General features: G+C 55.7%; 16 protein-coding genes. 9 read left to right on the plus strand and 7 right to left on the minus strand.

The annotated features are described in order from the left end of the window. Positions 1–1241 precede the first annotated feature (1241 nt). Positions 1242–1538, plus strand: a complete 297-nt coding sequence (locus SH421x_RS27150; RefSeq protein WP_488853169.1) for a hypothetical protein — start codon at positions 1242–1244, stop codon at positions 1536–1538. A 1058-nt stretch (positions 1539–2596) separates the two neighbouring features. Here SH421x_RS27150 and SH421x_RS27155 read toward each other — a convergent pair. Then, positions 2597–4675: a fused MFS/spermidine synthase gene (locus tag SH421x_RS27155; protein WP_488853170.1), complete on the minus strand. Its 2079-nt coding sequence runs from the start codon at positions 4673–4675 to the stop codon at positions 2597–2599. A 330-nt stretch (positions 4676–5005) separates the two neighbouring features. On the opposite strand from SH421x_RS27155, the gene SH421x_RS27160 reads away from it, so the two are divergent. The 4 genes from SH421x_RS27160 (at position 5006) to SH421x_RS27175 (ending at position 8940) form a co-directional block, all read left to right on the plus strand. Beyond that, positions 5006–5440, plus strand: a complete 435-nt coding sequence (locus SH421x_RS27160; RefSeq protein WP_488853171.1) for a nuclear transport factor 2 family protein — start codon at positions 5006–5008, stop codon at positions 5438–5440. Between the two features lie 145 nt (positions 5441–5585). Then, entirely contained in the window at positions 5586–5951 is a 366-nt protein-coding gene (panD, locus tag SH421x_RS27165; RefSeq protein WP_488853172.1) for an aspartate 1-decarboxylase, read from the plus strand. Positions 5952–6393: 442 nt separating this feature from the next. Beyond that, entirely contained in the window at positions 6394–7821 is a 1428-nt protein-coding gene (gene tssK / locus SH421x_RS27170; RefSeq protein ID WP_488853173.1) for a type VI secretion system baseplate subunit TssK, read from the plus strand. A gap of 123 nt (positions 7822–7944) precedes the next feature. Further along, positions 7945–8940, plus strand: a complete 996-nt coding sequence (locus SH421x_RS27175; protein WP_488853174.1) for a 2-hydroxyacid dehydrogenase — start codon at positions 7945–7947, stop codon at positions 8938–8940. Between the two features lie 74 nt (positions 8941–9014). Here SH421x_RS27175 and SH421x_RS27180 read toward each other — a convergent pair whose 3' ends face one another. After that, positions 9015–9302 (minus strand): hypothetical protein, encoded by a 288-nt coding sequence (locus SH421x_RS27180; RefSeq protein ID WP_488853176.1) that lies wholly within the window; start codon positions 9300–9302, stop codon positions 9015–9017. Positions 9303–9534: 232 nt separating this feature from the next. On the opposite strand from SH421x_RS27180, the gene SH421x_RS27185 reads away from it, so the two are divergent. Further along, complete coding sequence (locus tag SH421x_RS27185) at positions 9535–10710, plus strand: Gfo/Idh/MocA family protein (protein ID WP_488853178.1); 1176 nt, start codon at positions 9535–9537, stop codon at positions 10708–10710. Positions 10711–10907: 197 nt separating this feature from the next. Beyond that, positions 10908–11240, plus strand: coding sequence for a transposase (locus tag SH421x_RS27190; RefSeq protein ID WP_488853180.1), 333 nt, complete (start codon positions 10908–10910; stop codon positions 11238–11240). Positions 11241–11408: 168 nt separating this feature from the next. On the opposite strand, the gene SH421x_RS27195 is transcribed toward SH421x_RS27190, so the two are convergent. From SH421x_RS27195 to SH421x_RS27205, 3 genes are all read right to left on the minus strand, one after another. Further along, positions 11409–13172, minus strand: coding sequence for a hypothetical protein (locus tag SH421x_RS27195; RefSeq protein ID WP_488853182.1), 1764 nt, complete (start codon positions 13170–13172; stop codon positions 11409–11411). Between the two features lie 39 nt (positions 13173–13211). After that, positions 13212–14834, minus strand: coding sequence for a glycoside hydrolase family 140 protein (locus SH421x_RS27200; RefSeq protein ID WP_488853184.1), 1623 nt, complete (start codon positions 14832–14834; stop codon positions 13212–13214). 78 nt (positions 14835–14912) lie between these two features. After that, complete coding sequence (locus SH421x_RS27205) at positions 14913–17396, minus strand: sodium-translocating pyrophosphatase (protein WP_488853186.1); 2484 nt, start codon at positions 17394–17396, stop codon at positions 14913–14915. A gap of 468 nt (positions 17397–17864) precedes the next feature. On the opposite strand from SH421x_RS27205, the gene SH421x_RS27210 reads away from it, so the two are divergent. Then, entirely contained in the window at positions 17865–18725 is an 861-nt protein-coding gene (locus tag SH421x_RS27210; protein ID WP_488853188.1) for a hypothetical protein, read from the plus strand. A 353-nt stretch (positions 18726–19078) separates the two neighbouring features. Continuing rightward, a complete protein-coding gene (locus SH421x_RS27215) occupies positions 19079–19942 on the plus strand; it encodes a hypothetical protein (RefSeq protein WP_488853190.1) in 864 nt (287 codons plus the stop codon). 98 nt (positions 19943–20040) lie between these two features. Here the strand turns inward: SH421x_RS27215 and SH421x_RS27220 are convergent, their stop codons facing one another. After that, the gene (locus tag SH421x_RS27220; RefSeq protein WP_488853192.1) at positions 20041–21429 is read right to left on the minus strand and encodes a hypothetical protein; all 1389 of its coding nucleotides are present in this window, start codon (positions 21427–21429) and stop codon (positions 20041–20043) included. 150 nt (positions 21430–21579) lie between these two features. Further along, positions 21580–21900 carry a thioredoxin gene (gene trxA, locus SH421x_RS27225; RefSeq protein ID WP_488853193.1) on the minus strand — a complete coding sequence of 107 codons (321 nt, stop codon included), beginning with the start codon at positions 21898–21900 and terminating at the stop codon, positions 21580–21582. Positions 21901–22010: the final 110 nt, after the last annotated feature.

The following is a 22010-nucleotide window of genomic DNA, read 5'->3' on the forward strand; positions in this document are numbered from 1 at the left end:
ATGAATACGGCCAGCATCGCCAAGGTATTTCAAACCGCCGGACAACTCTTACCAGCCGCCGAGCCTTTGCCCCAATTTCTGACCAACCCTGCTTGGCGATGTTTCAGCGGGGGACAAAAACCCGCGGCTAACGCCGTATGGCTGATATGCGATAGGATCCATATTCGCCTTTAGCTTTAGCTCCCACGAAAGTAGCATCCGACTGGCGCGATGCTCTTTCAATACAGACGCCGTAACCGCATGCGGAAATCAACGGGCAACTAAGCAATCGTCCAGAATGCTCGCAGTCGTGACCATTTCTACATCCTAACTCCTGGAAGCGGTCGGGGTTAAACTTTACTTGCACGCCCATTCATGGCCACGCAAGGCCGTGGCCATGAATACGGCCAGCAATTGCCAAGGTATTTCAAACCGCCGTACAACTCTTACCAGCCGCCGGGCCTTTGCTCCAATTTCTGACCAACCCTGCTTGGCGATGTTTCAGCGGGGGACAAAAAACCGTGGCAAACGCCGGGTGGCTGACATGCGATAGGATCCATATTCGTCTTTAGCTTTAGCTCCCGCGAAAGTAGCGTCCGACTGGCGCGATGCTCTTTCAGTACAGACGCAGTAACCGCAGGCGGAAATCAACGGGCAACTAAGCAATCGTCCCTAATGCTCGCAGTCGTGACCATTTCTACATCCTAACTCTTAGAAGCGGTCGGGGTTAAACTTTACTTGCACGCCCATTCATGGCCACGCAAGGCCGTGGCCATGGCACCCGCGCGGGAAAATCAACAGGCTGTTAGGTGACATCGGCGAGCTAGTGCAATACCGTCCCTCACAAGATGGCTGCCGGCCGTCATGGTGTGTCTTGCGTTAACCGCGACGACTCAATCACCACATGGCTGAATTGGCGCGGCCGTGAATCCCCGATGTGTGTATTAATAAATTCCATTGCCTCATTTACGCTCGCTACGTGCTCCCCACCCGGATAGCACCAAAAGTTATTGGCGTTTTTAGCTTGCTTGGACACAAGATAGGTGCCATCGTCTTGTTTTATTAACGGTGACCTCGAAATCACGATATCCTCGTTGCTTAGTAAGTAGAAATCCTCATTCGGATGACGCCTTGCCCAATCCTCAAATCGTGCCGCTGGGTTGTATCCCGCATCAGAACTGCAGGAACACCCTATAAAAATTCCAAGTGACAACAGTAAGATCTTGCATTTCATAGCGCACCAATCTTGTCCAATAGGCTGTGTGGCACTGACGAACAGTCATTTTTTTCGCGTGCCACTGGCCACAGCCAGTGTCTTCTCTTTCTTCCTCCTGCCTTGCAGAGGAAGAAGGCTCAAGACTTCTCTTTCATTTTTGAACCGGCTGCACGGTTATTTTATCGTCTTGCGCATCGTCATGCAGGGAAAGTTTGACCGCGACATTTTCCAAGCTGCGGGAATGGTCACGACTTCAATCGTAAGGAGCGATGGATGGCCGGTAATCATGGCCGCGGTGGGCGGGGGCGCCCGGCTGCTGCTGTCGATGAGGTTAGAACGCTAGTCGACCGAGGAGAGGTTCGCGACCCAAAGTCGCTGGGCGTTCTGCGGTGAATCCGTTGGAGAATCTGGCTCGGACGCTACTTTCGGCGGAGCGAAAGGGGACAGTTGTCCGCTTCGGGCCCATGGTCGGTTGACTAAGATTGCACCTTGACAAAGTCTTAGTGTTTTGTTACAATGTATTCACGATTTTAAACGCGCCGTGCGACGCGATGGTTTCAGTTTGGCGGCGTCTTGTCGTGGAAGGTCGGCAACTTCGGGGGAGGTTGGCGGGTTGGTTTGCTGCGCTGGTGGGTTTTTGAGCTGGATGTACGGCAGATCGGCCGGGCGCTAAAGGTGCGCGCCTGGGGAGAGGACGCGATTGACCGAGCAAATGCAACGCGTTGGTGGCGGATCCGCCGCGGACAATGTTGGTCAGATTCGGATCAGAAACGTCCACGCCAAAAAAACGCTGCTGTCCGGTCCGGTCCGGTGTCCTGTCCCATCGGGGCGAATGTCTAAGGACCAATGTCTGACTCAAAGAAAATCCCTAGTGACGATGTGCGGTTTTCGTGCTTCGTCGTTGACTTGCGATCGCTTTTCCCTCGCTCGCGCATTCGGGCTACGAAGAATTGGAGACATACAAAAAAAATAATGCGGTCCAGTCCACAGTCCGTTGTCCACAGTCCGGTCGCTCTGAAAAAAACGACGCAGAGTCCAGTCCGGTGGATCACCAAATCACTCTTTATTAGACATTAGGATTTCGACATTAGTCATTTACTTACACCCACATTTCCCTCGCTCGCGCATTCGGGCTACGAAGAATTGGAGACATACAAAAAAAGTAACACGGTCCGGTCCAGTCCACAGTCCGGTCGCTCAGAAAAAAATGACGCCGAGTCCGGTCCGGTGGATCACCAATTCACTCTTTATTAGACATTAGGATTTCGACATTAGTCATTTACTTACACCCAATTTCCCTTGCTCACGCGTTCAGGCTACCAAGAAACTGGCCACGCAGAAAAATCGCCGCAGTCCGGTCCGCTTTCCTTTTCTCGTGCGACTGTCCACCCAATCTGGGGGCTACTTCAGCACTCCCAGTAGATTGCTGTAGTCATCGGTCCAGAGGCGATCGATGGTTGGTTGCGAGGGGAGGGTTGTCGCTGCTTGTTGGATGGTTTCGTTTTCTAGCAGTGATTGATTGTTGGTTGCGATCACCCAGTGGGCGCCTGTTTTTTGCAGGGCGACATCAGGATCGGCGACAAAGTAGATGGTTTGCAGTGCGGACTCTTGGGCCAATGCTTCGACGACGGGGCGCAGGTCGACATGGATATTGCTGATGTGGACCGCGATGGCGCCACCTTTGGCCAAGCGTTGGCGATAGATGTCAAACGCTTCGCGCGTCAACAAATGGGTTGGGATCGCGTCGCCGCTGAATGCGTCCAGGACCAGCAAGTCAAACTGTTGGTCGGTTTCGGCTTCTAGCGAAAGTCGTCCATCGCCGAGGACGATCTCAATGTTGGCCGGCGAATCTTTGAGATAGGAGAAGTAATCGTGGGCCAGAGTGACAACTTCGGGATTGATCTCGTACATGCGAAAGGTATCGCCAGGCTTGCCATAAGCGGCGAGCGTGCCGGCGCCAAGACCGATCACGCCAACTCGTAGCGGCTGTTGCTGCGACGACAATTGACTAAGCACGATGCCCACGCCGGTCTCTGGGGCGTAGTACGACGTTGGCTCTGTCCGGCGCTGCTTGTCCAGAAACTGAAAACCATGCACGATACGGCCATGAAACATCATCCGGCGAGGTTCGCCGGCGGCGATTTGATCATTGACATGCAGCACGCCGTAAAAGTTACGACGCGAGACCAGATAGTCGCCGCTAAAGTTCCGCAGTTCGCCGTAAACAACCACCAACAGCAAAGGAATCGCCCAGGCCAATCGCTTGGGCAAGGGGGCGGCTATTTGGTTGGTTCCGGGAGCAGCCGCCAGCGATTTGCTGACGGCGGAAAACAAGACGCCAGCGGCGATCAAAAAGCTGCCGAGGATAAAGATTGGCGCTTCAAAGTAATCGGTTAGCACCAGCGGACAGACGAGCGAGACGAGGACGCCGCCGATGGCGCCGCCGGCCGAGATGGTTAGATAAAACTCGGTCAGGCGAGCTGGTTGCGGCTTCAGCCGAACCAGTTCGCCGTGACATGCCAGACAGGCAAAGAACAATGATGCAAAGTAAACGCCGATCGCGGCGATCAGCCCCAACGATCCGCTCATCCAGTCGACCAGCGCCACGCCGGTCAAAGAGACCAACGCAAACCAAGCGACCGTTTCTCGTTGATACCAGCCTTCACTATCGAACGCCAGGATAAATGTCAGCAAGTACAAGCTAAGGGGGGCAACCCACAGCAGCGGGACAACAGCCATGTCTTGGCAAACATGATTGGTGACCGCGAGTAAACCGAAGCTGGCCCACGCCGGCAACAGCAGCCATTTGGTGCGAGTTCGCCATGAAATCGCCGGCTTGTTGGTGGCCGTTTCGATGGGCTCTGGTGAGACTTCAGGCACGGCTCGCAGCTGCCAAACGACAATCGCCAGCAATGCGGCGAACAAGCCAAAGCCAATCGACCACTGAGACGCCTGCATCGAGACGGCGAAGTTTGGTTCGATCAGAAACGGATAACTCAACAGCGCCAGAAGCGAACCGACGTTGGAGAGCGCATACAGTCGATAGGGAGAAGCGCCTGGGAAGCGGCGACCAAACCAGGCCTGTAACAGCGGTCCATTGGCGGCGAGCAAAAAGTAAGGCAAACCAATTGTCGCCGCTAACAACATCAGAATGCGGAAAGCCGGAGCATCGTCTGCGGAGGGTTTCCAAGAAACATCGGCCAGCACCGGCGCGAGGGCGGCAGCGACGACGACCAACAGCAAGTGAACGGCGCCTTGCCAGCGGATGGGCAACCAACGGGTCAGCAGGTGCGCATAGAGGTAGCCAAGAAAGAGCACCACCTGAAAAAAAAGCATTGCGGTGGTCCAGACGGCCGGACTGCCGCCGAACCAAGGCAAGATCGCTTTGCTGACGATCGGCTGAATTTGGAATAACAACAGCGCACTGACGAAAACAGCCGCGGCAAAACAGCATCGCAGGAGTGCAGGCAGGCGTTGCATATAGATCGGTACTGGCTTATGTGTGGCAAAATGGCATCGCGAAAAGATAGCTCACACGCCGGACGGAACCGCCACAAAGGATTGAAATGCGCATTGGAGGGGGGAGTAATTCAACGATAACGCCACAGGAGGGGGTTGGATTGTGCGAAATGCTCAGCGTTTTTCGCCAAAAAAAGATGCGAATTTAACGCTTGGCGAGCTCGAATTGCGCTTTCCATGCCGGAATGGCCGACATTAGAATCGGGTTTGTTGTCCTCATCCCACCGTCCCTTGGGTGTTTATGCCTGGATGACGTTAAATCCTCTTCTGTTGCTTGGAGACAATTGATTCGTGTACGCCACTGTTTCTCTTGAAGCGGAGGCGATGGCAGTCCTGCGGGAATTTGCCGCCGCTTACGCTAATCGAGATCTGGAGAAACTGCTGGCGGTGTTTCTGCCTGAGCCGGATGTAGTACTTCTGGGAACGGGCCAAGACGAAAAGCGACTTGGTCTAGCGGGAGTATGCGAGCAGGCGGAACGTGACTGGGAACAAGCCGACACGCTGCATTTTCGCTTTGGTTGGCGAAGCGTATCGTGTTACGGCGATGTTTGTTGGGTTGCGTCCGATTGTTTTGCATTGGTTCAAGCGGGCTACCGTCAAGCGGAGATTCCTCTCCGGATTACTGCAGTCCTGGTTCGCACCGTAGAAGACTCGCTGCGAATCGCCCAGCTTCACTACTCTTCGCCGGTCCTGCCGGAAGATGAGTCCGATACCTGTCTCGAGTAGATTTTTAGCACTTATTTGATTTCAAGCGATATTCCTTGACAGGCAAAAAGCCCCTCTGGCTATCAGAGGGGCTTTTTTCATGCGCGGGCTTACAAGGTATAATAAGCCGTTCTCGCTTCGAAGCCGCAATCCAAGTAAGTCTGGGATGATCCGAACCTTTCTCAAATCGAAGATCCACCGCGCCACCTGCACCGAGGCTTGCCTTGACTATGAGGGGAGCGTGACGATTGACAGCCTGCTGATGGATGCAGCGGACCTGCTGGACCACGAACAGGTCGATATCTACAACATCACCACCGGCACGCGGTTGACGACCTACGCGATCCCCGGCGAGGCCGGCAGCGGGGTGATCTGTATCAACGGAGCGGCCGCACATCTGGTAAATCCGCGAGATCTGGTCATTATCGCTAGTTATGCCCAGTACAGCGAACAGGAGCTGGCCAACTACGCGCCGATCGTCGTCCAGGTCGACCAGCACAACCAGATGATGACGCCGGTCGAAAAAACTTAGTGAATTCGCTTCTGCCGCAATTACTCTCAATCTTTCAACTTACGGTTGATCGATTTTCATTGCCCCTCTCCCGCGGAAAAGTGCTCCCCTTTTTTCAGGGTTTTTCTTTTGCTACAGAGCGGACTACGCCGATGTTTATATCGCAGAACGCTGTTATCCGTGGCAAATCATTGAATTCCGGGGCAGCCTCCTATGGGAGGGAGAATTCAATAGGGCAGCACGGATAGCAGCGTTCTTTGCTTCTTGCCCAACTGACCTGATGGCTTCTCGCCGGCGCATTCACCACAAGCGGCGCATGCGGCAAATTGCTAAATCTGCCGTGTCTTATCTTCGCTAACCCGCAATCACGCCGAAGTTAAACGACACACGCTAATGGTCATCCACACCATGGCCACTGTGCGTCCCCCCTGATTTCGCTTGCCAAGCCAACGAGGAACCTGCCGTGTTGAGCAGTAACGCCGTCCACTGGTACGAAGGAATGTTCCTTTCGCCGCATCATTTTCAGGCGTTTGAACAGCATCAATCCCAGCAAAATCGACGCGGCGACCTCTGGAATCAGCGTCACCATTGGGGATTGCGCTCGATCGATCTGGATATCGATGCGCTGACCAACTCGCGCCTGGTCGTTCGTTCGCTAGAAGTACGACTGCGTGACGGAGCGACCATTTCGGTTCCGAACGATGGTCAATTGCCAATCCTGGATTTGCGTCATGCAATGGCCGATCGTCAAAACCTGACGATCTATCTGGCGGCGCCGCAGCTGGTTTCTGGCCAGTCAAACGTCGCCGACTCGTCGGCTGCGACGGCCCGCTATTTGGTCGAGAATCTGGACGTCGAAGACCAGAACAGCGGCTCCAATCAACAAACCATTCAGATCCGCCGGCTCAACCTGCGACTGCTGCACGACGGCGACAATCATGCTGGCTACGAGACGCTGCCGATCGCGCGAATTCGCCGCTCGGATCGCGGCGAAGCGGTGCCGCAGCTTGACGAAACCTACATCCCGCCGCTGTTGGCGTGCGACGCCTGGCGTCCGTTGCAGGCAAGCATCTTGCAGCGGATCTATGATCGCTTGGGGCGCAAACTTGATCTGCTGGCGTCGCAAATTGTCTCGCGGAAGATCTCGTTTGATAGCCGCGGCCAAGGGGATCAACAACTGCTGGAGCAGCTGCGTGCGATCAACGAATGCTATCCGGCGATCCAGATGATCGCGTTCACGCCTGGCACGCATCCTTCAGTCGCTTTTTATGAATTAGCCCGCACCATCGGCAAGCTGGCCGTGTTTGGCCCGATGCGCAGGCCGCCCGAAATGCCCGCGTATGACCATGACGATCTGGCCGGCTGTTTTTGGCGACAGAAGCAATACATTGATTTGCTGCTCGACGCTGTGGTGGAGCCCGACTATCGCGAGCGTCACTTTGAGGGCGCCGGTCTACGGATGCAGGTCGATCTTGAGCCCTCTTGGCTCGAAGGCTCGAACAAGCTGTTCGTCGGCGTCGAAAGCTCGCTGCCGTCGCAACAGATCGATCGCCTGTTGACGCGCGGGCTCGACATGAAAATCGGTAGCTCCGACAAAGTGGTCGAGCTCTATCGCTTGGGCCAAGCCGGGTTGCGGTTCAACTATGCAAGTCATCCGCCGCGCGCCTTACCGGCGCTGCCGGGGGTCTCGTACTTCGAGATCGATCGCGACAGCCAGCCGGCTCAGTGGGACCAAGTCAAGCATTCGTTAACCCTGGCGATTCGTTTGAACGAAAATTTGATCGTTAGCGATATCGAAGGCCAACGCCGTTTGACCATTCGCGTCGACGGGCAATCGACCACGTTGCAGTTCACGCTGTATGTTGTCCCCAGCGAACCGGGAATCGTCTAAGCATTTGAGCTAACTTTCCTCCGCCTATGGCGTGTGCCAGGGCGATCGACATGGTAAATTCGATCGCTGATCTGGCCTTCGGCCCGAGCCAATCGGGCTGGCTGTAGACGTTAAGGAAATCCTGTGCAAGTCGCCGTCTTTAGCACCAAATCGTACGATCGCGAATTTTTGCAGAACGCCTCGGCCAATACCGAGATTGAGTACGACTTTTTTGAAGAACGACTGACCGAGCGGACCGTCGTGCTGGCTCGCAATTTTGCAGCGGTCTGTTGTTTTGTGAATGACGAGCTTTCAGCCGATGTCATCGCCGCAATCGCCGCCAACGGCGCCAAGCTGATCGCGCTGCGGTGCGCCGGTTTCAACAACTGCGACCTGCAAGCCGCCGCAAAGCACCAGGTAAAAATCGCCCGGGTCCCGGCTTATTCTCCCCATGCCGTCGCCGAACATACGGTCGGGCTGATCCTGACTCTCAACCGCAAGTTTCACAAAGCCTACAATCGGGTACGCGAGGGGAACTTTGCTCTGCATGGGATGCTCGGTTTTGATCTGCATGGCAAAACGATCGGCGTGATCGGTACCGGCAAAATTGGCCAGATCACGGCGGCGATCCTGCAAGGCTTTGGCTGCCGCATCTTGGCATATGACGTGCAGCAAAATCCAGCATGCGTCGCCGCTGGAGTCGAGTATGTCGAGCTTGAGCAACTGTTCGCCGAGAGCGACATCCTGACGCTCCATTGCCCGCTGCTGCCGGCTACCAAGCATCTAATCAACGCGGCAAGCATCGCCAAGATGAAACGCGGCGTGATGCTAATCAACACCAGTCGCGGCGGCTTGGTCGACGCCAAAGCGGTGATCGAAGGGCTAAAGTCCGAACAGATCGGTTACGTGGGGCTCGACGTCTACGAAGAAGAGGCCGAGCTTTTCTTTGAGGATCGGTCGGAGCTAGTCATCCAAGACGACGTCTTCTCGCGGCTGCTCACCTTTCCCAACGTCTTAATTACGGGGCACCAAGGATTTTTTACTCGCAATGCGCTGGAAGCAATCAGCCAAGTGACGACCCACAACTTGCAGCAGTTCTTCCAAGGGGAGAAGCTGACGAATGAAATCCAGGCAAACTAATCCAGGAATGTCATATCACCAGCGCACCGTGCAAGATGACCATTCATTCAGCATCAATCGTGGGCGCCAATCTCTTAGCGTTGCGTCGCCAACCCGACGATGATCCCTACAATCACCAGGCCATAAATCACGACTGAGAACATTCCAAACAAGATCGCGATCACCGCATGCACGCTTCCTTTCACTTCGGGCTGGCGGTTTCGTTTGATCAGTCCCATGATTCCCAAAACAACCGATGCGACGCCAAACGGAAATCCAACCAGCGGAATCAGCGCTACGATCCCCAGATAATATCCGATCAGCGCCGGAAGGTTTTTGTAGGGGATAATGCCGCCGGTTGCGTCGCCGCCAGGTGTCGCCATGATTTTGGTCCTGAGAATGAATTCGAGTTGAGCTTCAATAATGTACTTGCTGGAGGTTGAGAAATCACCCTGTTTTCTAGATCGTTGAAATCTCGGCGCCTCGCTGATTCTCGTTTCCGCTAGTCCCTTGTCGACAAAATTCGAATCCGCCGCCGCTTCATGGTAAGATAGAGCGACTTCATTCTGCGTTCCCTCCCATGCCGTTCGGCAGATTTCCCCACCGGTCCATCCGATGCAACGACGTGATTTTCTCGCCGCGACTTCCGCCGCATTGATCCTGCCTCATCTCACTTATGCCGACGCTCCCAAGCGTAAAGTCGCCGTGATCGGGCACACTGGACGCGGCAATTTTGGGCATGGGCTCGATACGGTCTGGCAAGAGATTCCCAACACCGAGATCGTCGCGATCGCGGATGCTGATCCTGCTGGTTTGAGCAAAGAGTTAGCCAAGCTGAAGCTAGAACGCGGCTATGCCGACTATCATCAGATGCTAAGCGAAGTGCGGCCTGAATTTGTGGCGGTGGCTCCGCGCTACGTCGATGAGCATCGCGATATGATCCTCGCTGCGATCGAGTCTGGCGCCAAAGGGATCTACTGCGAAAAGGCCTTTTGCCGCACGCCGGCCGAAGCGGACGAGATCATCGCCGCCGCCGACAAGACCGGCGCTAAGATCGCTGTCGCGCATCGTAATCGCTATCACCCGGCGCTGCAGCAAATTGATCAGTTGATCGCGGCCGGCGAACTTGGCAAAGTACTAGAGATGCGGGGACGCGGTGTCGGAGATCGACGCGGCGGGGGAGAAGATCTGTGGGTGCTCGGCTCACATATTTTCAATCTGATGAATTACTTCGCCGGTGCTCCCCAATCCTGCTCGGCGATTATGCTGCAGAATGGCCGACGCGTGACGCGTGACGATGTGAAGCCCGGCGCCGAAGGGCTGGGCCCGCTCGCCGCGAACGAGGTTCATGCACGTTATGAAACTGAAAAGGGAATCATCGGCTACTACGATTCGATCGCCGATGACGGCACCAATCGCCAAGGGTATTGCCTGCAACTGATCGGCGGTAAAGGGATGGTGACCATCTTTATCGATCAAAATCCGATCGCCTATTTCACCCCGGGCAATCCCTATCTGACCGCGAAGCCGCGCATCTCGCTACCGATCACGACCGCTGGAGTCGGCAAGCCAGAGACGCAGCCTGAGCTGCCCAAACAAGCCTCCCACCACGTGTTGGGAGTCAAAGATCTGATCGACGCCGTCGACAACAATCGACAACCGCTCTGCAGCGCTAAAGATGGTGCAACCACTGTCGAAATGATCTGCGGCGTCTTTGCCTCGCACGTCGCCGGCGGAAAGACGATAGAGCTGCCCTTGAAGGAGCGAGGGAACGCGTTGGCCGATTGGTAACCAAATGGTGTGCCACGGCTCTGTGAGCCGCGTCTTAGCAGCTTATGAGAAGTAGACAAAACTCAATGGCAGAAAATCACCGTAAACAACGTCGTTCGATCAATGACCCCGGACATGCCCATTTTCTGACCTATTCCTGCTCTCAATGACGTCCATTCCTAAAGAGCGAGCGTGCCTGTCAGTGGGTGGTAGACGCGATGGAAGAATCGCGACGAAATTTGGACTTCGCAATCTGGGCCTACGTGATCATGCTTGAGCATGTCCATATCTTGGTGCTGCCCAATCAGAAAAAATATGAAATGCGGCGAATACTCGTGGCTCTCAAAGCATCTGTATCGAGAAAGGCCAAGGCGCATCTGCAAGCGCATGACCATCGCGACTGGCTCGATCGTTTGACTAAAAAAGTGGATCCCGAGAAGTCTTTCGTTTTTGGCAATCCGGGGGCGGTTATGATAAAAATCTCTGGCATTCACAAGCCATCTATAATGTTATCGAATATATCCACGCTAATCCTGTTCGCCGTGGACTAGTCGGACATCCGAGAGACTGGAAGTGGTCAAGCGCTGCGGCTCACGAAGGGATTATGCCGGTCCCGCTTGCTGTGGATTGTGTTTTCATCGACTAAACATCGGAAGCAATGCGTACTTCCGCACGGCTCACAGAGCCGTGGCACACCATTTGTCTTGTTGATTGACGCTTTAAAAGAATCCGCCAGCCTTCATCAATTCAGCTTCCTCCGCTTCACCGCTGTCGAGGATCTCCACCGCGATCACCAATACATGCTTTACTCCGCGAGAATCACGAAGCTCGAGCAGGGTTGCTTGGCCGTTTTCCAATAGCACTTTGGTGTCGATCGTCATCGTAGACGTCGCAGGGGGTACATCGCTGACAACGCGTGTTTCTTTTTCCTCGGCATCATCCTTCTCTTTTTCATCATCAGCATTCTCTGCTGGAACGAGACCAGAGCGTTCGAAGGTTAAACTCAAGCTTGCCCGCTTGCCGACCATTTCTGGCGAGACGGCCAACATTGTGCCAAAGTTTTGCACCCTATATTGGTTAGTCCGCGATGCGCTGGTCCGACCATCGACGCCGCGCTGCGGTACAAACTGAGAGCCGCTGACGACCGATTGTTGGCTTCCATGCTGGACTTTGGTTTCGTGACCGGTAACCATCGTCAGGTCGAAGCTGTCGATTGTCTTAAAACTATCCGCCATCTTGTCGAGCATCTGTTCCGCGGGACCGACTGACCACTCTGGCAAAGCCGACTTCAAGTCACCGGCGAACAACCCCACGCGAACACGCAACATGCGGGGCTGCGCGGCCGGTGGAACGGCCATCGGTCCCATTCCCGGCATGCCAAACGGATTCATCTGACCTTCTGGTGGTGCAAATTGCACGGCGCCAGATTGCGGTGGTCCCAACTGCGCGATACCAAACTGGGCCCTAAGGTTTTTAACGTTGTCCCCTTGAGGCTTGGGGGCTTGCGGCGGTAGGGTCGATTCGACTTTTGCAGGTCCAGATTTTGGCTTGGGATGCGGTTCGCTTGCTTCGCCGGGCGGCTTCACTTCTGCGGGAGGAGCATCCGTTGACGATCGTCGAGTGATCGCTTGAAAAAGCGGAGCCAGCGTTCGTTTGCCGGGCTCTGGATCGGGCATAACCGCTGGCGCTGGCTCAGCCGGTGGTGAAATGGCCGCGACCGCTGCCGCTAATTCCCTTTGCTGTCGCGGGTAGGTCGGATAGTCTCGGGCCAACAACAATCCCTGTTTCCACAAGCCGCGGCGGAGCTCTTGCTCGTTTACCATGACAGTCTTGCCGGTTATGACGTCGCTCATTTCAAACAACGAATCGATCCACATCTGGGTTGCTCCCTTGGGTGGATAAAGCGCCGGCAAGCTTGGATCTTCGTCCGCTGTTCCCAAGATTGGATTCATTAGGCGGAGATTATGTTTGGTCAAAAGCCCATAAAACGCTTTCAACTGTACATGGACTTCGTTCCCCGCTTCATCGCGAAAGGTAAACAGGCGATCTCCGACCACATATTGTTCTGTAGTAGACGACGCCGAATCCTTTTCTGTTCTGATCTTTGGCTTCCCCAATTCGTAGCCATTCTTTATCGCGAAGTCGCTGAACTCGGCTAGCTGAATCAAAGCCTTGTTACCATCGATATCCTCTACTTGGGCAACCCGACCTTCTTTCACCGGTTCGACCACCAGGTCCGCTCGACGATAGTTCGGCACATGAGGAACAAACACATAGCCCCAGGCTTCCACCGTCTCGCGCATTTTTTGGCTGGTAATCGTCACTCGCTTCGCTTCGACGTCCATGACGTCGATCGTGACAATCGGGCTGATGAGCCACTGCGGCGGCTTAGCTTGTTGTTCGACTTCTTCGGCCCTCAGTAAAGAACACGCCGCCAACAACAAACCGCAAACAACGCCCAAGCGAATTCGCACGCTCATCATCGATTCTCCCACGAAACGAGTTAATTGGCTTCCAGCGAGTTACGGCTTCTCGCGCCGCAGGTCGAGCACCCAATCTTCGCTGCTGGGCGCTGTGTAGGTCAATGTCGAACTGTCGCCGGACGAGGTGACCGGCTTACCAAACTCGCCGGTCCGTGGATTGAACCACCGCGCAACCAGCTTGTTTTGCTGCCGGTCGGCGTTCAAGCCAACCTTGCCGCCGACCGGCAGGTAAATCACTTGCCAGGCGCCGTCTGCGGTAGACGCGGCGGCGACATAGTTGTTGCGATTCTTTTCGCCGGGCTGCGATTTCAGCAGCGCTTGATCAGGCCGCAGTTTTTCGCGCGGGCCGCTGGCGAAGTAGTCGGCCAGAACCGTCATTGATTTGGCGCCGTCGGTTTTCAGGCCAGCTGACCAAGGCTCGACGTTCTTCAAATTTCCATGCCCTTCGGCGGGGCCTGGCTTGTCGTTCCAGACCCAGATCGAATTGTGTCCAAACGTGACGCCGGCCGGCGGAGAGATCAACAAGGACCAATACGCCGCGCGGCGGACATGCTGACCATCATGCTGTTTTTTCGATTCGTAAGCCGGGTGGGCTTCGTAATTGGGTTCTAGGTTGAGGATCGGTCTGGCGATTTTTCCTTTGCTCCAAGCATCTTTGACCGGTCCGGTCGTATGCCAGGCAAGCGATCCGGCGCTATCACCGTGTCCTGATTGATAGCCCACGAAATCAAACCATGGTTGATCGGCAAACTTGTCGCCGATCCAGTTTTGTCCCGAGGCGTGTAGCGTACAAAGCCGTTGCTTGTCGCCAAAGACGGTTTGGCCGATCCGTTTCCAGCGCTCGACCGAATCTCCTTTGAAGGGACAATCGCCGCTAAGCATCCATATCACGTTGTACGCGCCCCAGCGGGCCTTGATGTATTGGGCCAAGCGCTGGGCGTCTTTCTCAGGCAACACATTACCGGGATCGCTGGGATTGAGCGCCCACAATACCACCGGGCAAGCAACCATGCCGTGCTGATTGATCGCGGCGACCTGCTTGTCGAGACGTTGAAACTCGGCGGCATTCACGCTGATCGGATCGCTCGGCAGATAAACGCGTGCGGGGATAGTTTTGTCGCCGCCGCGCCACTGGGTGCTGACAAATTGAATCGCGGTGAACTTTTGCTGCTGGCGCGTTTTCAGATATTGGCTCCACTCATCGTCCGTCGCCCGCAAGACGCCGTTCCAAGCCGTATCGCCCAAAAAGAAGTAAGGCGTCCCATCGGCATATTGAAAGAACAAACGATCTGGCGTTAGGCGAATCGGACCATGTTGGTAGATCGGATTCTCGCCTAGGTAGGCGGTGCAGTCATAGGCTCCGGTCTGATTGGCCAGCGATGGCTCTTCTTTGCAGTGCGTCGTCCATGTCCACGCTCCCAGCTCGTTGGGGCTATGGCGAAATCGCCAAGTACGGTCGCCATCCCAAAACGCTTCGACCTTCGTTTGTTTTCCGCTGGGAGAGGTGAAGTCCACTTCAACCCGCGCATCCCACAACGGCTTAGCCAGCTCGCGCTCGCTCTGGATCGCGTGATCAAAAACTTGATTGCGAGCAACTTCGGCAGCAGTCAGCGGCGCAGCCGAAAGCAGAAACGCCGCCAGCGCGGCGAGAGGGCGAAACATGGCAGGATCTCCGGGGCAGGGAAGAGCGATTGCCTTGTATTGTAAAGCTGCCTGCCAAAAGAACGCCAGCAAAAAGAGTTAAAACACGCCGAGCGCCATCAAGCTATACCGCACCACAAAGCCTGCCACGACGACGCTGACCATGCTCATCAGCTTGATCAGAATGTTTAGGCTGGGGCCGCTGGTATCTTTGAAGGGATCTCCGACCGTGTCTCCCACGACCGCCGCTTTGTGGGCTGGCGACCCTTTTCCGCCGTGCGCGCCGGCTTCGATATACTTCTTGGCGTTGTCCCAAGCACCGCCTGAGTTGGCCATAAAAATCGCCAAGCAAAACCCGGTGGTGAGCGTCCCCACTAATAATCCCAGCACGCCGCCGACCCCCAGCAAAAAGCCGATGACAAGCGGCGTGGCCAACCCCAGCACCGACGGCAACACCATCTCCCATTGGGCCGCTTTGGTGCTGATCTCGACCGGCGATGCGTAATCAGGCAGTTCGGTTCCGTTCATAATGCCGGGCTTTTCTTTAAACTGCCGCCGGACCTCTTCGACCATTCCTTTCGCCGCGCGGCCGACCGCTTTCATCGTGAGCGCGCAAAAGACAAAAGTGACCATCGCGCCGACAAACAAGCCCCCCAATACTTTGGGATTCATCAGGTTCGCTTCGTAGTAGTTGGTGAAATCAATCAGCGTCGCCTGCGGGATCGGCAATAGTTCGGTATCGCGCCCAACTATGTGCAAATGGAGCTGACCATCGGTCATCTCGGGAGCGATCATCTCGGCCGGAATTTTGACCGGACCGCGCGAGAAATCGAGCTTCTCCCAGGCCGCGGCGACACGTCTGTCGCGACGTTCACCAGGCAACGCCAAAAAGCCGTGAACATGCGATTGTTCGTCTTCCACCGTTTTGTAGATGACAAACCCGCCGGAGACGCGATAGGGCTGATCTGCTTCGATCACTTCCGCCAGATTGTCACCCCAGCGCTCGAAACCGATTCGAACTTCTTCGACATAGGCGGCCAACAGCGCCAGCGCTGTCAAAGCGGCCGAACCAATCGCAAAACCTTTACCAGTCGCTGCGGTCGTGTTGCCCAGACTATCGAGCGCATCGGTCCGCTGGCGCACCGTCGCTTCAAGGCCAGACATCTCGGCGTTGCCGCCGGCATTGTCGGCGATCGGACCATAAGCGTCAGTCGCTAACGTTATGCCTAGCGTGCTAAGCATACCGACCGCGGCGATCCCCACTCCATACAGTCCCAAAGAAAAATAGTTGGGATCGTCATACCGCCAACCGTTGGCCGCGCCAAAGGCGACCAGCGTTGCGACGGCGATCACCAACACCGGCGCCCAGACTGACATCATCCCATCAGCGATGCCGCCGATGATGATCGTCGCTGGACCGGTCAGCGATTGATCGGCCAGTTTTTTGGTCGGTTCAAATTCGTCGCTGGTCGAATATTCGGTCCATTTGCCGATCAACCAACCCGCGGCCAGCCCGGTAAAGATACTGAGCGCCACGCCGGGTACATACCAATAAACGGCGCCATCCACTTTGGGCATCAACCACATCGAGAGCAAAATCGCCGCCAGCGCGACCAGACCGGTCGAGAAGTTAATCCCGCGTCCCAAGGCGGCGAGCAGATTTTTTTGCGTCGCCCCTTCTTCGGTTCGCACCATGTAGACGCCTGCGATCGACAGCAAGATCCCCGCGGCGGCCAGCGCCAATGGCAAAAACATCGCGTAGAACTGGGCCGTCGGAACATCCAAGTGAGCCGCCTCGGCCAAGGTCGGCGAACTGAATGCGGCGACGCCAAGCGCAGCGGTCGCTAACAACGAACCACAATAGGACTCGTACAGGTCTGCGCCCATGCCGGCGACATCGCCGACGTTGTCGCCCACATTGTCAGCGATCGCAGCAGGATTGCGCGGATCGTCTTCGGGGATTCCTTGCTCGACCTTGCCGACCAGGTCGGCGCCCACATCGGCCGCTTTCGTAAAGATGCCGCCGCCAACACGTGCAAACAGCGCCTGGCAACTCGCTCCCATCCCAAAGCAGAGCATCGTGACGGTCACATCGACCAGATTGAGTTGAAACACCCACCGCAGCACCGCAAACCAGATCGTAATGTCCAGCAAGCCCAGGCCGACAACGGTTAGCCCCATCACTGCGCCGCTGCGAAACGCAACTTGCAACCCTTGATTGAGCGAGATCCGCGCGCCGGCCGAAGTGCGACTGCTGGCCGCCGTGGCCGTTTTCATCCCGATCCAACCGGCCAAACCGCTAAAGAATCCGCCGGTGACAAAGGCAAACGGCACCCAGACGCTTTGCGCCTGAAAAACATACGAGAGCAGCGCGAGCAACGCGAAGATCACAACAAAGAAATAGGCGACCACGCGATACTGCTGCGTCAGATAGGCGTTGGCCCCTTCGCGTACAAAGCCGGCGATCTCTTGCATCCGCTCGTTACCGGGATCGGACCGCAACATTTGCATAAAGAAGATGTAGGCCTGGGCCAATGCAGCCAGCGCCGCAAACAGCACGAGAAACCAGATCAAAATCTGCATGACGAAGCTACCTTCCGTGAAACGGCCTCGGATGGGGGCCAACTCCAAGCCGTTGGTGGAGAAAAAGCTCTCCCGGCGAAGCTTTCTGGGCGCCCAAAAGAAGCAGGCAAATCTCTAGTCGGTGAATCAGGCTGCACTACCAACGAATTAGGGAGTGATAGCAACACGATTATCTGCTTTGTGGCAGAATCATAAAGGCTAAAATTGAAAAAGCAGGGAAGATCTTCCCTTTGATTCTTTTCTTTCTCCAGGCAAACCGGGTGCGATAATCGTCATAAATCAAGTTTTGGCGTCTATTCAGCGGATCCGTCAAAATTTAGGAGGCATTTTATTAGGACGTTTCGGCGGCATCGACTAGTGTAGGGATTCACGGAAATTCCATAGCGACGCCGCGGGCGCTGCCAATTGGCCGTTCGTGCGATTGCGCTCATCTCTTCCTATCTCTAGACTCCGCTAAGGAATTTCACCATGAAGGTGCAGCTTGTTCAACGTTTGGCGACTGCGCTCGCCCTCATTGCTTGTCTCACTCTCTCGGTCCACGCTCAGGCGGAAGACGAAACGGGCCGCTTTGCCGACGCGGAAGAAGTGAACATGTTCCAAGGGATCAAGGATGGCGTCATCGACGTGAAATTCATCCCGATGAGTGCGGAGAAGGGTACCTTCATCATCACCAATAAGACAGCCAAAAAGTTGAAGGTTGAAATGCCTTCGGCGTTTGCTGGCGTCCCGTTGGCTCAGTTCGGCGGCGGTCAGCAAGGCGGTGGCGGCTTTGGTGGCGGACAGGGTGGTGGTGGCCTCGGCGGCGGCCAAGGTGGTGGTCAACAAGGCCAAGGCGGCGGCGGTGGTGGATTTGGCGGCCAAGGCGGCGGCGGCGGTGGTGGATTCGGCGGCGGCCAAGGGGGCGGCGGCGGCGGCGGGTTCTTCAACCTGATGCCTGAAAAGACCCAAAAAGTGAAATACGACGGGGTTTGCCTCGATCATGGTCTGGAAGATCCGAATCCGAAAATTCCGTATCAAGTTGTCCCGATCGAACAATACTCGGCCAAACCCGGTGTCGGCACGCTGTTACACATGCTCGGCAGCGGCAAAATTGATCAACGCGTCGCCCAAGCAACCGCTTGGCATTTGAACAATGACATGAGCTGGGAAGAACTAGCCACCAAGTCAATCAAGCATTTGGATGGACGCGTCGAACCCTACTTCTCACGCAAAGAGATCGCCACGGCGATGCAAGCGACCCAGTACATCGAGAAGCACGAAGCCGATGTGAAACTAAAGCAGAAAACGATGCCATCGACCAGCGAAAGCTTCTCGACCAGCGTCAAATAGTCGGCTGACATGATTGGAAGCAAAGCAAAGAGCCTGGCCGCCGAGGTCAGGCTCTTTTTTCGTCTTTGATCGCCACCCCTCTTCATGGGGTCATTCTGTCAACGCGAATTGTAAGTTCGCATACGAAACATCCTCCTTCTATCAGGTGAATTGCGCTATTTGCGCAGTACTCGCCAGTTGAGGGAGTTTTCTACCGCAAATCGCTTGGCCGGCTTCGAATTCTCGATTAGTCTGAAAAAATCAGGAAGTCACCGAGCGACCTCGTGCGTGCGAGCGCTCCTCAGAGACAGTTCGACCTGAACTTGTCATCCATCTCTACTCGATTAGGCGCCGCAGTCGCAGGAGTTCTCTCTATGAAGGTGCAATTGTTCCAACGATTGGCCGCTTCTCTGGCCATCTTAGCCACCCTCGCTTTTTCTTTTCCTGCCGCGGCTGACGACGACGCGTCAGGGCGCTTTGCAGACGCCGAAGAAGTGAACATGTTCCAAGCGATTGAAGATGGCGTGCTGGACGTCAAATTCATCCCGATGAATTCCGAAAAGGGAACCTTCATCATCACCAACAAGACCGAGAAGAAACTGCGAGTTGAAATGCCGGCCGCATTTGCCGGCGTGCCGTTGGCACAGTTTGGCGGCGGTGGTGGTGGTGGTTTTGGCGGACAAGGGGGCGGCGGCTTCGGCGGTCAACAAGGCGGCGGTCAGCAAGGGGGTAACCAAGGCTTCGGCGGCGGCGGCGGTGGCTTTGGCGGTGGTCAACAAGGGGGCGGTGGATTTGGCGGCGGCCAAGGAGGCGGCGGTGGCGGCGGCTTCTTCAACGTCATGCCAGAGAAAACCCAAAAGGTGAAAGTCGACGGCGTTTGCCTGGACCATGGCCTGGAAGATCCCAATCCGAAAATTCCTTACGAAGTCAAACCGATCGAAGCCTATTCGACCAAGCCCGGCGTTGCGACCTTGTTGCACATGCTTGGCAGCGGCAAGATTGATCAACGCGTCGCTCAAGCGACCGCCTGGCACTTGAACAACGACATGAGTTGGGAAGAACTAGCCGGCAAAACGATTCATCATCTCGATGGCCGATCGGAATCGTTCTTCTCGCGGAAAGAGATCAACACGGCGATGCAAGCGGCACAGTTTGTCGTCAAATACGAAGCCGAAATGAAACAGAAACCGCAGCCGAGCGAGTCGCTCAGCAACAGCGTTTCAGCCAACGCGCGTTAGAACAGAGCGCAGCCAAACTAGTAAAGCCTGGCCCAAATCTTGGGTCAGACTTTTTTTTTGGGTTACGTATTCACGGTTCTGGGACACGCAAATACTTCCTACGCGCTGGCGCGCAACTTTTGCGAGATTCCTCGCTCGGCGGCGGCTAGCCGTGCGGCTTGTTTTTCTAGATCTTCATGCCGGGCCGATAGCCATTGCTGGAAGCGGCGATACTCGTCAGCGATCTCGCTGCGACGTTCTTCAAGCCGCGCAAGCAGTTCCTTCGCTTCACTTTCGCGGCGCAGCCAAATCGCTGACGCGTCTGCATGCGATTGGCGAATCTTCACACGCAACTCGGCAGTGCGTCGGGTCAATTCGGCGGTTGGCGTTTGCCGCATTAACTCGGGCCACAGTTCAGCGACGACCAGTTGCGATTCAAGCGCCTCGCGATGCTTTTCGCGCAGTTCCTGTTCGATCTTTTCGACCGCCGCGTGCCGCTGTTCTAGTCGCGATTGACGTTCGTCCAACTGGGCGGCTAGTTGGAGCAACTCGGCTTCGCCGCGCTGGCGAGATTTCTCTTGCAGTTCGCGCTGTCGCAAAACTTCCGCTTCCCACTCTTGCTGCTTGTGTTCCAGTTCGACCAGTTGGCGATTGTAGACCTGTGCGTCTGTCGCTTGGCGCTGCTGGGCGGTGGTCAGTTGCTCGGCCACCCGATCGAGTTCGATCTTTCGCTGCTCCAGCGCCGCTTGGGTATCTTCTAGCTGTCGTTCGCGCTGGTGCAATTGGGTCGAGAACTTTTCGATCGCCGCTTGTTGCGCTTTGACTTCGGCCAGTTTGCGATCCACGGCTCGGCGCTCGGCAGTCGACTTCTCTTCGAGCGCCTCTTGCGTGATCCGCTGTTGCGCGGCAGTTTTCGCCAAGCGAGCATCCTCACGCTTTTGCGCGCCGCGCGTTTGTTCTAGTTTGCCCGCTTGTTGGTCAAGCTTGATGACTTGCGCTTCAAATTCGTTTTGCCGATCGTTGAGCGCTGTTTCGCGCTGATCGAGCTCACGCTCACGGCGGTCGAGCAGTTTGGTTCGTTCGGCCAGCGAAGCCGCTTGCTGATCGACCCCGAGTCTGGCGATTCGCGTTTCGTTATCGATCGCAGCCAGTTGCGATTGCAACTGCGTTTCACGACGCTCGAGTTCGGCCCGCTGCAGGCGAAGCATGGCCGATAACTCTTCTAGATGTCGGCGTTGGGCAGGCGAGAGCTCGGCCGGCTCTAACTTTGCGACGATGTCATCGTCACTATTTTCCGCCGACGACGGCACAACCGCAGCGCTGTTGGGAACATGCGGCCCATCCACGCGCATCGCATCGCCAGGCTTTTTTTCGGCCGTCGACTCTGGCTGCGAGTTGTGCTTTGCTTTGTGCTGAGTTGCCATGTCGTAATTGACGAGCTTGCTAGCGTTATAACCGGAAAAGTCCTCCGCTCCTATTTCGTCATCGGCAGATTGCGTCGTCGACATTCAATCTGGTTCGTCTTGGTAAACTTTTGCGCATAAAAAAAGGGAGACCGGAGTCTCCCTTTTCTCATTTTGCTAGTGCTGCTATCAGCATCGACGACCGCTTGCGGGCAAATTGCCGTTTTGCGTTAGGCGGCTTAGCCCTTGGCCGCTTTAGCCTTTGGCGCTGTCGATCGCTTCTTGCAGTTTCGATTTCGGCTGCACGCCCATGAACTGGGCGACAACTTCGCCGTCTTTAAAGATCATGACCGTGGGGATGCTCTGAATGCCGTACTTGCGAGCCAAGCCCTGGTTTTGATCGGTATCAACTTTGCCAACTTTGGCGCCGGTCGCGTATTCCTGGCTCAGTTGATCGATGACCGGGGCGAGCTGACGGCAGGGTCCGCACCAGGGAGCCCAAAAGTCCACCAAAACTGGTTCGGTCGACTGCAATACTTCCGTCTCGAAATTTGCTTCGTTAAATTCCTTCGCCATGACGAATCATCTCCACAACCGTAAAATGTCTTATTTGAAAGCGCCAACGATCCAGGCGCTTCTGGTGGGTGCTGGCAGAAACCGCTCAATTATAGGGAGGGGGCAGGGGG

The organism is Blastopirellula sp. SH421, assembly GCF_057808535.1.

Bases quoted from the DNA above. Each gene is read 5' to 3' on its own strand.
- SH421x_RS27185 (WP_488853178.1), top strand. From the start codon at position 9,535: ATGCAACGACGTGATTTTCTCGCCGCGACTTCCGCCGCATTGATCCTG.
- SH421x_RS27205 (WP_488853186.1), bottom strand. From the start codon at position 17,396: ATGCAGATTTTGATCTGGTTTCTCGTGCTGTTTGCGGCGCTGGCTGCA.
- trxA (WP_488853193.1), bottom strand. From the start codon at position 21,900: ATGGCGAAGGAATTTAACGAAGCAAATTTCGAGACGGAAGTATTGCAG.
- SH421x_RS27220 (WP_488853192.1), bottom strand. From the start codon at position 21,429: ATGTCGACGACGCAATCTGCCGATGACGAAATAGGAGCGGAGGACTTT.
- SH421x_RS27210 (WP_488853188.1), top strand. From the start codon at position 17,865: ATGAAGGTGCAGCTTGTTCAACGTTTGGCGACTGCGCTCGCCCTCATT.
- SH421x_RS27195 (WP_488853182.1), bottom strand. From the start codon at position 13,172: ATGATGAGCGTGCGAATTCGCTTGGGCGTTGTTTGCGGTTTGTTGTTG.
- panD (WP_488853172.1), top strand. From the start codon at position 5,586: ATGATCCGAACCTTTCTCAAATCGAAGATCCACCGCGCCACCTGCACC.
- SH421x_RS27200 (WP_488853184.1), bottom strand. From the start codon at position 14,834: ATGTTTCGCCCTCTCGCCGCGCTGGCGGCGTTTCTGCTTTCGGCTGCG.
- SH421x_RS27215 (WP_488853190.1), top strand. From the start codon at position 19,079: ATGAAGGTGCAATTGTTCCAACGATTGGCCGCTTCTCTGGCCATCTTA.
- SH421x_RS27155 (WP_488853170.1), bottom strand. From the start codon at position 4,675: ATGCAACGCCTGCCTGCACTCCTGCGATGCTGTTTTGCCGCGGCTGTT.
- SH421x_RS27180 (WP_488853176.1), bottom strand. From the start codon at position 9,302: ATGGCGACACCTGGCGGCGACGCAACCGGCGGCATTATCCCCTACAAA.
- SH421x_RS27190 (WP_488853180.1), top strand. From the start codon at position 10,908: ATGGAAGAATCGCGACGAAATTTGGACTTCGCAATCTGGGCCTACGTG.